The organism is Paenibacillus guangzhouensis, from assembly GCF_009363075.1.
Classification (GTDB): Bacteria; Bacillota; Bacilli; order Paenibacillales; family Paenibacillaceae; genus Paenibacillus_K; species Paenibacillus_K guangzhouensis.
The window spans coordinates 955,422-970,435 of the sequence record NZ_CP045293.1; the positions used below are offsets into that span (position 1 = coordinate 955,422).

A 15,014-nucleotide genomic window follows, 5' to 3' on the forward strand; every position below is an offset into this window, starting at 1 on the left:
TGATAATGTTGAGAGTTTGTAAATCTATATACATGGTACATGCAATTTTATTATAGTTACGGTGTGGTCAGAAATATCTCCGTCAGAGATCCAGCCACAATTCAACCAAGGCGGTGCAGACACACGTGTTAAAGAACAAATGGGCACGACTATTTTTAACGATTCCTTTATCCATGAGTTTCATTGGATCAGCGATTCCTATGGCTTCGGTTCGTGCGGAGGCAACAGAAGTTCCGACCCAAGCCGTTCTATCGAAGGCGACAGGACAATGGATGTCGGGAGAATTCCATGTGCACACCTATGAATCGGATGATGCACAAATTTCGTTAGAGGATGCATTGGACCATGCATTTGATACCTACGGATTTGATTGGATCGCAACGGCGAACCATTTGAGATCTTCCAAACGAGACGATACGGGCGTAGACATTCCGGGCGGTCCGATTCCGTTCTCCAAAGGCGCCATGGAATACGAGGTTCCGAAAATCAAACAACTGCAAGCCCAGGGGAAATATGCAGGAAAGACGATTTTCTCCGGCTTCGAATGGGACATGCCTTCGCATGAGCACGTATCTGTTGGCATTTTGGGCGATCAACCGAACTCGGAAGCGACGCTCAGAGCAGCGAACCAATTCGAATATTTGTTCACAAATCGAGATAAAACGTGGTTCGATCCAGCCGACGTTGCGATGTGGGACCAACAGGGAAAGCGTGCGTATACCACGCATGCGGACGCATTGACTGCGGTACAATGGCTCAAAGATCGTTATGCTGAGACGAGCTATATGATACTGAATCATCCTTCTCGAATCGTAGGTAAATACACGATTGCGGACATTCGTGATCTAAATAATGCAGCGCCAGACATCGTATTCGGCATGGAAGGTATGATCGGCGGACAGATGGAACCTGACCGCGGCGGCTATAATACAACGTATAATACCGCGAATCCTACCGCGAACACGAATTACAAGAACCGGTCCTATGGCGGGACGGATTACATGGTTGCCAAAGTTGGCGGCGTATGGGATGCCTTGTTAGGCGAAGGCCGGCGGTTCTGGAATTTTGCGAATTCAGATTTTCACTTCAAAATTAGAGGTCCATACTCCAGCGGCTATTGGCCAGGGGAATATTCGAAGAATTACACGTGGACGGAAGGCCGCGATATGCAATCCATATTGAATGGCATGCGTTCTGGTAAATCGTTCTCTGTCTACGGCGATTTGATTAATGCCTTAGATTTCAACGCAGCAAGCAACGGCGTGAAGGAAGAGATGGGTGGCGAATTAAAAGTAACCGAAGGCGACGATCTTCAGCTTACGATCCGCTTCAAGAGTCCAAATAAGAACAACTACGAGTCTCCCGTAGACAGCGGTATTTCTGCGAATGTGACGCCGCAAGTGGACCACATCGATCTGATCGCAGGGGATGTCACGGGAAAGGCGGAGCCTGGAACCGCGGCATACAACAAAGATATGAACGATTCCACGAAGGTGATTGCGACCTTTACAAGCAAGGATTGGACGCTAGATAGCGAAGGCTATAATGTTATTCACTATAATCTAAAATCCGTCGATAAAAATCAGTATTTCCGCTTACGTGGCACAAACTTGGGCATGAATGTGGAAGGGGAAACGCAGAACGGGGACCCGCTGCTGGATCCAATTACGAATCAAGCGGACAATAACACGCGCTTCAATGCCATCAACGATCGGAACTATAGGGATTTATGGTTCTATTCCAATCCGGTATTTGTTACGGTGACCCAAGATGATGAGCGAGCTGTTCACGATACGCTTCAAGCGCTGGATTTAGGCGATTTAAGCAACGTGACTTCAGACATTGCATTGCCGACGAATGGGGAGCGCGGAACGCGCATTGATTGGACAAGCTCAGACCGGGAGATCATCGCGAACGATGGGAAATGGGTGGGGCAGCCGACGAATAATCGCTTGGTGACGCTGACTGCAACAGCCACACGTGGTAAGGCACAGCAAACAAAGGTCTTCTTGGCGTTAGTGCGTGGGGCTGATGCTTCGACGGTACAACTACGCCATACCATGATGACCGCTGACGGATTGTCCTACACGAACGGTACATGGACGAATCAGAACGTGACGGCAAGCGTGTACGCGGATGTCTATGCGCCAAGTACATCTGCTGTGATCGAATTGTCTGTAGACGGCGGTGTAAGCTATCAGCCATATGCAAGTCATAAGGCACTGGAACTAGCGGAAGAAGGGGAGCATGCGCTCCTGTTCCGGGCAACGGATGATTCGGGCGCCGAAGCGGTGCTGCCGCTCAGCGTGAAAATCGATAAGACCTTGCCCGTCGTTAGCCTAGTAGGATCTCCTTCTATGACATTGACGGTAGGGGATACGTACCAGGAGCCGGGTGCGAAGGTGACGGATAAGCTAGGTGTTCCTGGCGAGGCTGTCATCACGGGCGAGGTGAATACGTCTGTAGTCGGTACATATATCGTGCGATATCATGCAGTGGATGCTGCAGGGAATCAGGCGATTGAGGTACTGCGTACGATTCATGTGGTATCCCCATCAGATAAGCCGAATCCGCCGACAGGTGGAGGCTTGAGCCCTGGTGGTACGACCCCTACGGCGCCAACACCGGAAGTGGCGCAGCCATTACCATCCGCGCAAGTGGAAGTATCCGCTGTCGCAGGAGCGAAGGGTAGTCTCCAACTTGTCGTGCAATGGATGATTCCGCAAGGAGCGGTAGCAACCGATGGTAAGATGAACATTGCAGTTCTGGGTGAGAAGCAAGCACCATCGACAGGAACGCATACCGTTCTGAGCCCGGTGATCGCGCTGACAAGTACGGTGCACACTACCTTGGCCAAACCGATGACACTAACGTTCGATTATAATGTGGATATGCTCGGCAAGAGACAGAAGCCGGCTGTATATTATTACGATGCAGATCAACAAAGATGGATATATGTCGGTGGTTCACTGAATGGTGACGGTACGATTACTGTAGAGCGGAAGAAGCTGGAGACCTATGCCGTGTTCGGTTATGAACAGACGGTATTTGCAGATATGAATGAACATTGGGCCACAGCGTCGATCGATCGTCTCACGGGCATGCAAGCGATCCGTGGCTACGAGGATCACTTGTTCCATCCGAACGGCCAAGTAACGAGAGCGCAGTTCGCGAGTATTCTCGCCAAAGCCTTTGGGCTTCAAGCGAGCGGGAATGTCCCGGCATTTAACGATGCGAACGATATTCCGGCTTGGGCGAAGTCAGATATCGCTGCCCTTGTCCAGGCCGGATGGATTAGCGGATACATGGAGAATGGACAACTGAGCTTCAAGCCGGATCAAGCGATTACAAGAGCGGAGATCGCGGTGCTGTTGAATCGGGTATTGCGTCGAGATTCGCAGCCGATTGGCGAAACGGCAAGCTCATTCACGGACGCGTCGCATATTCCAAGCTGGGCACAGGCATCGGTGAATGCCCTCGTCCAATCGGGTATGCTTCAAGGCTACGAGGATCAGACCTTCCGTGCAGATCGCCATGCGACGAGAGCAGAAGCTGTAGTGATGATCCATAAGTTGTTGGATGTGTTGAATAGGTAATACGATCTAGGTGATTAAGGGGACTTGCAGATGCATGGTCCCCTTTTCTTTGGCGTTGAAGGGTGGTGTACAAGTATCCGTTCATCGATCTTTCGAGTGAATGAGTCGTCTTTTGCGTTATGACTCGGCAAGGCTATTTTCGTTTCATTTTACGGATCATTTGTTTGGTCTCCGTATCGACACGATGCGATTCCGTCATTTTCTGCAGCGCTTTGTTGAACGTGAAATCGTCGAGCTCAAGCGCAGGATCAGTCAAGTAAGTCATCGTCAGCGCAGGAAACTTCACGTAGCAGATGGAGACGGCCCACGCAACGGCCATTTTGACGTAATATCCTTCATGGTGAATGACGCTGAGTCGCTGCAGAACTTGGAAGACAGCGTCTTCTTCGACGTAATAGGTAAGCAGCATGACGACGGCGAAGCGAATGTCATATTCTTGATCCGACGCGAGATAAGGCTGCAAGAAATCCCACATCTGCTGCCTGTGCGTCTTGGTGATTTTCAGGCCGGCACAGAAGCTGTCGCAGACCGACCAATTATTGATTTTGGGGACGAAATTGGCGATATGGCGCAAAATCTCCTCGATGTCCAGGTCCAGATATCCAATCACCATGCCCTGCAGCATGATGTCTTCGAAGTAATCGTTGTCCGCATGGTCTAAATAAGCACGCCAGTCTTCCCGAACGATGCGACGAGCGATCTTGCGCAGCTCAGGCAGTCGAACGCCAAGCACGTTATCGATGTTAGGAAGGAGTGCTGACGCAAACTGTCGATACGGTTCCTCCGCCAAGGCCAGCAATTGTTGTCTAATCGTCTGCGCCATGTTACAACACCTTGTTGGATTCGGATGAAATGGCCCATAAATAAATGGAAGCAACCGAACCAAGCGGGGAATACTTAAGGCGATATTGCTCGAATTGATCCTGCGTCAGGGTAGGTAAGCCATACAGCTTCATCATCCCGCGGCGAATGGCGACATCGCCCCAGCTGATGACATCCGGACGCTCCAAAGCGTGAATCAAGATCATGTCAGCCGTCCATCGGCCGACACCCTTCAGCATCGTTAACCTGCGGATGACGTCTTCATCGGGTAAGGCATGCAGATCATCTAGACGATACGCGCCTGCTGCAATCGACTGTGAAATTTGATGGATCGTAACGGCCTTTTTCATCGTTATTCCGCACTTTTGAATCTCTTCCGCAGTTTGCCTGGATAAATGCGTCGGAGTCATTTCTTCGAATCGAGCTTGCATTCTTTCCCATAGCACATGAGCTGCCTTAGCAGATATGAGCTGGCCTATAATGGCATGGATGAGCGCGGTGAAGACATCCGGCATGACAATACGCTCAACCTTGCCTAGCCGCGTGATCGCTGCCCCGAGCACGGCATCCTTCCGCGTAAGCTCATCCATTTCTTTTTGACCGTAATCAAAATATTTCGTATATACAGCAACCAAATGGTGTCCCTCCATCATGAAAGAAGTTGAAGTGATATATATCTACTATAACGTAATCAATCATCCGATGTATGGAGGATGGAATAGAACAGCAAGATTGTGAAATAGAAAAAAGGAGCGTACCTGCTAGATGATGCGAGGCTGCTCCTTACTTGTATGTATGGCGATCCGTCTATCTGCGGTTCGAGGAAGGGTAATGAATAAGCGTCGTATATCGAATGGCCTTATCGGTATCATTATAATACGTGTGCGGCTGATCCGCGGCGAATCGGATCGCGAGGCTAGGCTTCAAGGTATAGGTCTCGCCGCCGACTTCAACGCGCAGCTCGCCTTCCATCACCATAATGAACTCCTCAACTCCTTCATAGTGCGCTTCGGACGTATGTGAATTACCGGGTTCAATAACAACATTATAGACTTCAAATCCGCGGTCTTGTTCAAAGGGGAAGATCGGGTACGCACGATACGCGCCATCTTCTTCCACGAGCGGTGTTGTATCCTCCATCTTCACCAGTGTGACCTGCGGCGTGGAATCTTCCATCAACGTTGCGAAGGAGATGCGAAGGCCGTTGACGATTTTCCATAGAATCGAAATGGTCGGATTCGTCTCTCCGCGTTCAATCTGCCCGAGCATGCCTTTGCTGACCCCGCTTAATTCTGCGACGGCATCCAGGCTAAGCTTTCGTGATTTGCGTATATCTTGTAAGTTTTTACCGATTTTCTGATGAATTTGTTCCTGCATGATTGTCTCCTCTCGATCTCTTTTGGCGCACCACAAAAAAACATCCAAAATCTATGCAAAATAATAGTGCAAAATAACATACAAATGTGTAATATATTATACATAGGAAAGTTGTTAAGTATAGGATGAATCGGTGAAGCCGTATTTACTCTATTTTATGAGAAAAGATGGAGAGGGGCAATCAAATGTTAAGCGGAAATATGATGGGGTTAGTAAAAGATGAGCGGAAGCCCGGTGCCGTATACAAAGAAGTACCTATTCCTAGCTGTGGCCCCCATGATGTGCTTGTGCGTGTCAAGACATCGTCCATCTGTGGGACAGACGTCCACATTTACAAATGGGATGAATGGGCTTCGAAGACGGTCGTCACACCGAACGTATTCGGACATGAATTCGCCGGAATCGTGGAAGCGGTCGGGGAAGAAGTCACGAATGTAAAAATCGGGGATTATGTGTCGGGCGAAGGACATGTCGTATGCGGTCTCTGCAAGGCATGTCGAACAGGCAATGCGCATGTCTGCAGACATACGAAGAGCTTCGGGATTACGATTCCAGGCTGCTTCGCGGAATATGCGATCGTGCGGGCGAGCAACGTGATTCACAATGATCCGACGCTGCCGTATGAAATCGCATGTCTGCAAGATCCGCTAGGCAATGCCGTTCAGACAGTGCTTAGTGGGGATATCGTAGGGAAGAGTGTAGCGATTATCGGTGTAGGTCCGATTGGTCTCATGGCTGTTGCAGTTGCGAGAGCATGTGGCAGCGGTAAGATTATGGCGGTCGACATCAATCCATATCGCTTGGAAATGGCCAAGACGATGGGTGCGGATGTGCTCATTAACAGCAGCGAAGTTTCCGCGATGGAAGCGATCATGGATGCAACACATGGGGAAGGCGTCGAAGTGATTCTCGAGATGTCCGGTCATCCGCAGGCCATTCGGGACGCTTTGAAAGCGGCTTCACCCGCAGCGCGCGTATCATTGTTAGGGATTCCTACACGAGAGGTGTCCATAGACCTAGCGGAGGATATTATATTTAAGGGGCTGCAGGTGCATGGCATTACAGGCCGCCGGATGTATGATACATGGTATCAGGTGAAAGGGTTGCTCGAGAATGGACGGATTGATCTGAAGCCGCTCATTACGCATTATTTCACACTGGACCAATATGAAGAAGCATTTGAATTGATGACATCCGGTCAATGCGGGAAAATTGTATTCAAACATGATTCCGCGTTGTAAGACACGGTAAGTAACGTTGAACATAAATGAGGAGGTACTTCCGATGAACGGATTTGAAGTGATTGCTGCACAGCTGCAGAGCTTGAAGGATGAGGGACGGTTCCGTCCGCTCACCGTGTGGGAGGATGGATCGGATGCATGGATGACATTACAAGGCGGCAAACGCGTGCTGCAGATGTCCTCCAACAATTATTTGGGCTTGACGCATCATCCGAAGCTGAAGCAAGCAGCGCTTGAGGCTACGGAGAAATATGGAGTAGGTGCAGGGTCGGTACGCACGATTACAGGAACGCTTGCGATTCATGATGAATTGGAGCAGAAGCTTGCGGCATTCAAAGGGACGGAAGCGGCACTGGTCTTCCAGTCCGGATTTACGACGAACCAAGGGGTGCTGGGTACGATTCTTGGGGCTGACGATGTCGTTATTAGCGATGAGCTCAATCATGCGAGCATTATTGACGGCATTCGCTTGACGAAGGCCAATCGCCGGATTTTCGCGCACAAAGATATGAATCAGTTGGAGGCGGTATTGAAAGAATGCGGATCCTTCCGTCAGAAGGTCGTCGTGACCGACGGGGTATTCAGCATGGATGGCGATATTGCCCCATTGCCTGCGATTGTCGAGCTGGCGGAGCGATACGGCGCGTTGGTCTATGTGGATGATGCGCATGCAAGTGGTGTGTTAGGCAAGTACGGCAAAGGCTCGACGGATCATTTTGGCTTGCACGGACGCGTTCATTTCCAGATCGGCACCTTGTCGAAGGCGATTGGTGCTGTGGGAGGTTATGTGGCAACCGCGCAGGTAGCGAAGGAGTATATGATTAACAGCGCCCGCGCCTTCTTGTTCAGCACGGCTCTGCCGCCATCGGTAGCAGCGACATGTATCGCAGCGATTGACGTGTTGAAAGGGGAGCCTGATTTAACCGAACGCTTGTGGTCGAACGCTAATGGCTTCCGTACGAAGCTGCAGCAGCTTGGATTCGATACGGGTGACAGCGAGACACCGATCATTCCGATCATTGTGGGAGAATCGGCACGGGCGATTGCGTTCTCGAAGCGGCTGCTCGAAGAGGGCGTATGTGCGCAAGGCATTGTCTATCCGACGGTAGCGTTGGACAAAGGCCGGGTACGACTCATTGTTACTGCGCAGCATACGGAAGAAGATCTGACGTTCGCAGCCGATGTACTGGAGCGTGTAGGGCGCGAGTTTGGGTTAATTTAATTTGTTATTGGAGAGGCCGAGTGCGGATAGCGCTTGGCCTCTTTGCTGTTTCGAATCGAAGGATTATGCCTCATTTTGAGGGGAAAAACCAATATGCTATGATAGAGAAATGATAGAGAGGAGGGAATCGATGCGTAGTTCTGCGCGTGACGCTTATCTCAGAGATATCGTATTTCAACGGCAGGGGATTCCGCCCATGGACCATTACCCGTTCAACCTGCCGGCATTGAAGAAGCTGAACGGGCTTCCGTTTCATCCGAAGGTGACCTACATCGTCGGCGAGAACGGCATGGGCAAATCCACCTTAATGGAGGCGATCGCGGTCGCTTGGGGATTCAATCCCGAAGGGGGGACGCTGAATTTCACGTTCTCTACTCGTGCCACCCACTCCAGCCTGTATGAATATATTCGGCCCGTGCGAGGCTTGCGCAGGCCGCGCGACGGTTTCTTCTTCCGGGCGGAGAGTTACTATAATCTAGCGACGAATATCGATGAATTGGACGCAGAGGAGAGCCCAAGTCCGCCGATAAGAGATTCCTATGGCGGCAAATCACTGCATGAACAGTCGCATGGTGAATCGTTCTTCGCGACGTTCATCCATCGATTCGGCGGGAATGGACTGTATATTCTGGACGAGCCGGAAGCCGCGTTGTCCCCGCTGCGGCAGATGTCGATGCTATCCCGCATGCATGAGCTCGTACAGGCGAACTCGCAATTCATCATCGCGACGCACTCTCCGATTCTGATGGCTTATCCCGACAGCGTGATCTATCAGTTGACACCGGATGGGATTGAACGGACGACGCTCGAAGAGACGGAGCATTTCATCATCATGAAGCAGTTCGTTAACAACAAGGAGCGGATGCTGGACGAGCTGTTCCGCGATTGAGCCGAGCCGGATGAGGGTATAAGGAAATGGTGATAGAGCGCTGAAGGAATTTCTGGTATACTATGGAAATCCTATGACGATCGAATGTGAGGAAGGTCGGTGAACGTATGCGAGACGAGAGCATCACGTATAGAAACCTGTTGGAACAAGATGTAGAGCATATATGTGCTTTTCCACAAAATGAGGTTGAATCGTTCTACGCAGCACCTAAAATTCGTTATCCTTGGCTGCCTGAGCAAATGATGAGCGTCGCGATGCAGCGCCGAAGCTTGACGGTTGTCGTCGATGCGGTGGACCGGCCGATCGCGTATGCGAACTTGTACGATTTTGAGCTGGAAGCAGGCTGCTGCTGGCTCGGGAATGTGCTCGTCTCACCTGCGTATCGTGGGCAAGCGGTCGCATCTTATTTAGTTGAAGTGATGATGAACAGGGCGAAGGACGAACATGGTTGTACACGATTGAAGCTGTACTGCCATAATACGAATACCAGGGCATTGCTGCTGTACAGCAAGCTAGGGTTCAGACCATGCGGCTCCAAAACCGTCACGAATCATGAAGGACAGCGCATCGTGGCGATCGAAATGGAGAAGAATTTGATGGAAAGTCCAGTTGCGTCCTCTTAAAGAGGACGTTTTTTATTCGGTAATGATAGGGACGATAGTAGAATAGGGAGGTACGCTATGCAGGGTCATTTTACGAGGCTCGATTATTTAGCTCAAGGGAATGCAAGACAACGTGATGCCTATCGGATGTTGATAGAGCTCGGAATATTCCATACGCTAGAGCGTTATGATCCGCTGCTCGTAGGAACGATCCCCATCGATATCGATCTGCCTGAGAGTGATCTGGATATCATTTGCGAAGTGCATGATTTGGAGGCGTTCGAGAAGCTTATCAATCATACCTATGGGCAGATGGCGTCGTACAGCGCCCGTCAACGGGAGGTCGGCGGCATTTCGAGATTCGTCGCGAATTTTACGTATCGAGGCTGGCCGATCGAGATCTTCGCTGAGCCGATCCCTACCGCGGAGCAGAATGGCTACAGGCATATGATCGTAGAACATCGCATTCTGCAGCTGATCAGGGAGGAAGGGAAGCGGAAGATTCGAGCGTTGAAGCAGGCTGGCCTAAAGACAGAACCGGCCTTCGCGCAACATCTGCATATGGCGGGCGATCCATACGCAGGCTTGCTCGCGATGTATGATTGGCCGGACGAGAAGCTCCGGCAGCGGGTGACGCTGGCGCAGTCGGACGAGAGGAAATAAGCGCAAGACATGAGAAAAAGACGCTCTTCGCGAAGAGCGTCTTTTTAGTGATCAAACAAATGTTCGATTTCTGGAGCAGTTGAATCAAAATCCCGTATCCTCGATTTTCATATTATTAGTATAACTTACGCTTAATTATAAGTCTATACTTCATTTTCCAGATCCTTTATCATGGGAATACCTGGCCGGGGAGTATGGTGAATATTCGTTGATCTGTACGGATGTTTGCATGAGGGAGTGGGAGATTCGTTGAAATTGCGCGTGTGGGATGTCAATTTGAAAATTCGCCTATTCGGCGAGGGACTGTTCAATTTATTGTTTTGGATGTACTTCCCCTTCATTACCGTCTACTTTAGCGAGGCGTTAGGCACACAGACAGCAGGCATGCTAATGGCGGTTCCGCCTCTTATTCGTATATTTGGCAACATGGTTGGAGGGAGTTTAGCGGACCGTTTGGGACGTCGCCCCGTCATGTTGGCAGGCGCTTTCCTTCAAGCATGCATGTTCGGAGTGTTTGCGATGTCCGGTTCGCATTGGGTTAATTATTTCGCCTATGTAGGCGTTGGATTGGGAGGCGCCCTCTACGGGCCCGCAAGCAATGCGATGGTAGCGGACCTGGTTCCCGCTCAGGACCGGCGGCAGGTGTTCGCCACATTTACGACGGTAACGAATATCGGCGCTGTATTAGGACCCGCTTTGGGGTCGATTTTATTCTTTCAATATCGCAGTGAACTGCTGTGGACTTGTACAATCATCTTGCTGCTCTATGCGATGGCCATCTTTATGCGCGTTCATGAGAGCATGCCGAATCCGGCGAATAGGATTCCAATCCATGAAATTTCAACTTCGCTGCGGGAGCAATGGAAAGGTTACGGCATCATCTTTCGAGATAAAGTTTTTGTCATTTATATTCTGGCGGGCGTCTTCTCCACGATCACGATTATGCAATTGGATTTGTATTTAGCGATCTATGTCACCCAAGATGTCCCCTCGCAATCTTTGTTCACTTGGCAGGGATGGTCGTTCCGGCTTAGCAGCACAGAAATATTAGGATGGATACTCGGGTTAAACGGGCTGCTCTTCGTTTTCTTTGTCTTGCCCGCGACCAAATGGCTCCGTCGCTTCAAGGACCGCGACGTGTTCATTCTGTCATCGGCCTTGGCTGGGGTAGGGATGTTTGCCGTCGGATTAACGACGCATATCTGGGTGTTATTCCTCTTCACGATCATATTTACGTTAGGAGAAATCGTACGATCTCCGGTGTCGAGCAACTTTGTTAGTCAATACGCGCCCGCGACCGCGAGAGGTCAATATATGGGCGCATCGAACCTGCAATATACGGTTGGGAGATTCGCGGCGCCCCTGACGGTCTTTCTATCCGGATGGTGGCCGCCAATCAGCGTGTTTGCTGTCATCCTAGTCTGCGCCATCATCAGTATCGTTCTATATTGGAAGCTGTTCAAGCTTTACGCATATGACGATCCGGCATCGGCAGGGCAGTCGGCAGAAAATGATAAGAACGCTTGTGCGCAAGTGGAAGGATAGGTAAAATAGAGAAACCAATATTATCTTGGGTGGGCGGGGTTCCTAACCAGTGGTAGGATAGCCCACCCGAAGATTCAGAGCCGAATATGGATGGTCTGTCGAGCACGAATGAGCCGTCAGGAACCTATGATTTTTCTAAGAGGGAGGATGACATCATGTACAAAGCGATTATTTTTGATATCGATAATACGTTGTTGAATTATTCTCGAAGCGAGTTGGACGCGATGAAAAGGACCGTTCGCGAACATCGGTTGTTCGGTGACGAAGAGGCGGAGTGGGAAGCGTTCTGGTCGACATATACACAGCATAACTTCCGGCATTGGATGGATTTCGTCAATAAAACCGGCAGCCATCGATCGATCGAGGACGTCTTGATCAGCTCGTTCCAGGATACCTTGAATGCAAGTCCGGCGCAGCATGAAATGCTATCGCATACGTATTGGAGCCATTTCTGCAATACCTGCTATTTCGAAGGGGGAGCGGAGGAAGTGCTCCATGCCTTGAAGACCGAGTATAAGCTCGGCATCATCTCGAACGGCATTGGGGATGCTCAGCGCAAAAGACTGACCGTAGGGAATGTCCGTAACTTATTCGAATCGGTTATTGTGTCGGATGAAGTGGGCGTGAAGAAGCCAAGAAAAGAAATTTTCGAGCTGTCCCTCCATGAGCTTCAGTTGTCCAATCATGAAGTGTTGTTCATCGGGGATTCGTTGACGGATGACTATCATGGGGCGCGGAATGCAGGTATCGATTTCTGCTTCTATAATCGTGACGACATTCAGATGTCGAGTGACTATAAGCCGAAGTACGTCGTCAGTGCATTGGAAGAGTTGCTGAAGGTGGTTTAATGTGCGAAATGTCATAGGATTGACATATACGTCCGTGAATCGCATCTCCCGGAAGAACGTCCGCATCATATAATAGATTGTAGATTCCATAATATGGAATACTCTTTGTGCGAATGGAAGCGAATGAACGGGGGCGTGAGTGCATGTTCTGGAAAAAGCGGAAGTCGCGTCAAGAAGCATCAGAGAATATCAGCATACCAAGGACTGAGGTGCAAGAGCCGATTGTACCGAAAGAAGCAGCTGGCATCGAAATTGATGTTGGGAAGAAGGAGCCGCGTGAGGAGATCGAGACCATGTCGGTGGCGGAGCAGGCCATCCGGGATTTCGAGCGGAAGGGCGGATTTCAAGATCTACCGGGGATGCATAAGCCGATTGAAGTAACGCAAGGCGACCCATTGCATGCGGTCCTGAAAAATGCGCATGTCCTTCCCGCGTGGCTTGAATTGCAGCATGAGATTCGCGATGAGATTGGACGGCTGTTGGCACGGCAGGCGGTGCAGGAACCGGAACAGATCGATGCGCTTAATCAGAAAATCGACAAATATAATCGACTTGTCCCGAGCAGCTTGTTCCAGAAGCGGAGAGTATCCGCGGCAATGCTGCAAGAGCACTATGAACAGTGGTCGTGAGGAGAAAGCGAGGCATAGGTACAGAGAGGGGCAGAACAGATTCTGCTCCTGATTCGCGTTGCTGGATTGGTTACATGCGGAATTTGTCGAAGATTTTTATCCTAATTTTTACAAAAATATTACTTTGAATTTGGAAAAAGGTGTGTTACCTTAGTAACGAATAGATGTCTATTTCGTCCCAAAAGTTAAAGCGCTTTAATTTTTGGAGAACACAATGAAGGTGAGATTCGCCGCTTTATTTCGTTTTCCATTCTATGAAATGAAGGAGAGTTGTGATGGACATGACAAGAAGGCAGTACAGGAAACCGAGGACATTGTTTTTAAGTTTGCTTTGCATGGCGATGGTGGCTGCATCCCTGATCGTCCCAGCCGGACAGCGGACGGCGCATGCGGCGGGAGAAATGAAACCGTTCCCACAGCAGCTGAGCTATCCGGGAATTATTAAGCCGAACCATGTCACGCAGGCATCGATGAACGCTGCGGTAACGGCGTATTATGACTATTGGAAAGCCAAATATCTGAAGAATAACTTGTCCTCGCTGCCAGGCGGATATTACGTGAAGGGTGAGGCTACGGGAGAAGAGGGTGATTTCGAAGAGCTCGGGACATCCGAAGGCCAAGGTTACGGTATGGTCATCACGGCGCTAATGGCCGGCTATGACCCGAATGCACAGACGATCTATAACGGGCTCTTCAAAACTGCAAGAGCATTCAAGAGCAAAAACAATTCCAATCTGATGGGCTGGATTGTCGCGGATCATATCAATGCGCAAGGACATTACTCTTCGGCGACGGATGGGGATTTGGATATTGCGTATTCGCTCCTGCTGGCGGATCGTCAATGGGGATCGAACGGCTCTGTGAATTATTTAGCTGAAGCAAAAAAGATGATTACGAATGGGATCAAAGCCAGCTATGTGACGACCAACAACCGATTGAACTTAGGCGATTGGGATGAGAAAAATGCGCTGAACACGCGCCCATCCGACTGGATGCTCTCGCATCTGCGGGCATTCTACGAGTTCACGGGCGACCAGACGTGGTTGAATGTCATCAATAATCTGTACAGCGTCTATACGCAGTTCAGCAATACGTATTCGCCGAGTACGGGGTTGATCTCGGATTTCATCGTGAAGAATCCACCAGAGCCTGCACCCGAAGATTATCTGAATGAGTTTAAAGAAACGAACCAGTACTTCTGGAATGCGTCGCGCGTGCCGCTTCGTATCGTCATGGATTATGCCTTGTACGGGGATACGCGCGGTAAGACCATCTCCGATAAGATCGCCACATGGATCAAAGGCAAGACATCCGGCCAGCCTTCGAACGTGAAGGACGGATACAAGTTGAACGGTACGGCGATCGGAAGCTATGCTTCGGCGGTCTTCGTCTCGCCGTTCATCGCGGCAGCAACGACGAATACGAGCCATCAGGCTTGGGTCAACGCCGGCTGGGACTGGATGAAGAACAAGAAGGAGAGTTATTACAGCGATACGTTTAACCTCTTGACGATGCTGTTCATTACAGGCAACTGGTGGAAGCCGACGCCTGGCGACACTACGGATACGCAGCCGCCGACT

12 protein-coding genes and 1 pseudogene are annotated in these 15,014 nt (G+C 50.2%); 10 read left to right on the plus strand and 3 right to left on the minus strand.

The window, feature by feature from the left end:
• Positions 1–173 precede the first annotated feature (173 nt).
• The gene (locus GCU39_RS04075) at positions 174–3,596 is read left to right on the plus strand and encodes an S-layer homology domain-containing protein (protein ID WP_152397078.1); all 3,423 of its coding nucleotides are present in this window, start codon (positions 174–176) and stop codon (positions 3,594–3,596) included.
• Between the two features lie 133 nt (positions 3,597–3,729).
• On the opposite strand, the gene GCU39_RS04080 is transcribed toward GCU39_RS04075, so the two are convergent.
• The 3 genes from GCU39_RS04080 to GCU39_RS04090 all read right to left on the minus strand — a co-directional run bounded on the left by GCU39_RS04080 (position 3,730) and on the right by GCU39_RS04090 (position 5,795).
• On the minus strand, positions 3,730–4,419 hold the full coding sequence (locus GCU39_RS04080) for a DNA alkylation repair protein (RefSeq protein WP_152392336.1): 690 nt from the start codon (positions 4,417–4,419) through the stop codon (positions 3,730–3,732).
• A gap of 1 nt (position 4,420) precedes the next feature.
• Complete coding sequence (locus tag GCU39_RS04085) at positions 4,421–5,053, minus strand: DNA-3-methyladenine glycosylase family protein (RefSeq protein WP_152397079.1); 633 nt, start codon at positions 5,051–5,053, stop codon at positions 4,421–4,423.
• A 172-nt stretch (positions 5,054–5,225) separates the two neighbouring features.
• Entirely contained in the window at positions 5,226–5,795 is a 570-nt protein-coding gene (locus GCU39_RS04090; protein WP_018756514.1) for a helix-turn-helix domain-containing protein, read from the minus strand.
• Between the two features lie 200 nt (positions 5,796–5,995).
• On the opposite strand from GCU39_RS04090, the gene tdh reads away from it, so the two are divergent.
• The 9 genes and pseudogenes from tdh to GCU39_RS31730 all read left to right on the plus strand — a co-directional run.
• Positions 5,996–7,036: an L-threonine 3-dehydrogenase gene (tdh, locus tag GCU39_RS04095; RefSeq protein ID WP_407671636.1), complete on the plus strand. Its 1,041-nt coding sequence runs from the start codon at positions 5,996–5,998 to the stop codon at positions 7,034–7,036.
• Positions 7,037–7,079: 43 nt separating this feature from the next.
• On the plus strand, positions 7,080–8,258 hold the full coding sequence (locus GCU39_RS04100) for a glycine C-acetyltransferase (protein ID WP_152392338.1): 1,179 nt from the start codon (positions 7,080–7,082) through the stop codon (positions 8,256–8,258).
• A 196-nt stretch (positions 8,259–8,454) separates the two neighbouring features.
• Positions 8,455–9,147: an AAA family ATPase gene (locus GCU39_RS04105; RefSeq protein ID WP_227793598.1), complete on the plus strand. Its 693-nt coding sequence runs from the start codon at positions 8,455–8,457 to the stop codon at positions 9,145–9,147.
• Positions 9,148–9,254: 107 nt separating this feature from the next.
• Positions 9,255–9,770: a GNAT family N-acetyltransferase gene (locus GCU39_RS04110; RefSeq protein ID WP_152392340.1), complete on the plus strand. Its 516-nt coding sequence runs from the start codon at positions 9,255–9,257 to the stop codon at positions 9,768–9,770.
• Between the two features lie 57 nt (positions 9,771–9,827).
• On the plus strand, positions 9,828–10,412 hold the full coding sequence (locus GCU39_RS04115) for a DUF4269 domain-containing protein (RefSeq protein WP_152392341.1): 585 nt from the start codon (positions 9,828–9,830) through the stop codon (positions 10,410–10,412).
• A 249-nt stretch (positions 10,413–10,661) separates the two neighbouring features.
• The gene (locus GCU39_RS04120) at positions 10,662–11,957 is read left to right on the plus strand and encodes an MDR family MFS transporter (RefSeq protein ID WP_152392342.1); all 1,296 of its coding nucleotides are present in this window, start codon (positions 10,662–10,664) and stop codon (positions 11,955–11,957) included.
• Between the two features lie 155 nt (positions 11,958–12,112).
• The gene (locus tag GCU39_RS04125) at positions 12,113–12,805 is read left to right on the plus strand and encodes an HAD family hydrolase (protein WP_152392343.1); all 693 of its coding nucleotides are present in this window, start codon (positions 12,113–12,115) and stop codon (positions 12,803–12,805) included.
• 143 nt (positions 12,806–12,948) lie between these two features.
• The gene (locus GCU39_RS04130; RefSeq protein ID WP_193726759.1) at positions 12,949–13,434 is read left to right on the plus strand and encodes a DnaJ family domain-containing protein; all 486 of its coding nucleotides are present in this window, start codon (positions 12,949–12,951) and stop codon (positions 13,432–13,434) included.
• 275 nt (positions 13,435–13,709) lie between these two features.
• Positions 13,710–14,990 (plus strand): annotated as a pseudogene (locus GCU39_RS31730) (glycosyl hydrolase family 8); the annotation flags it as partial.
• Positions 14,991–15,014: the final 24 nt, after the last annotated feature.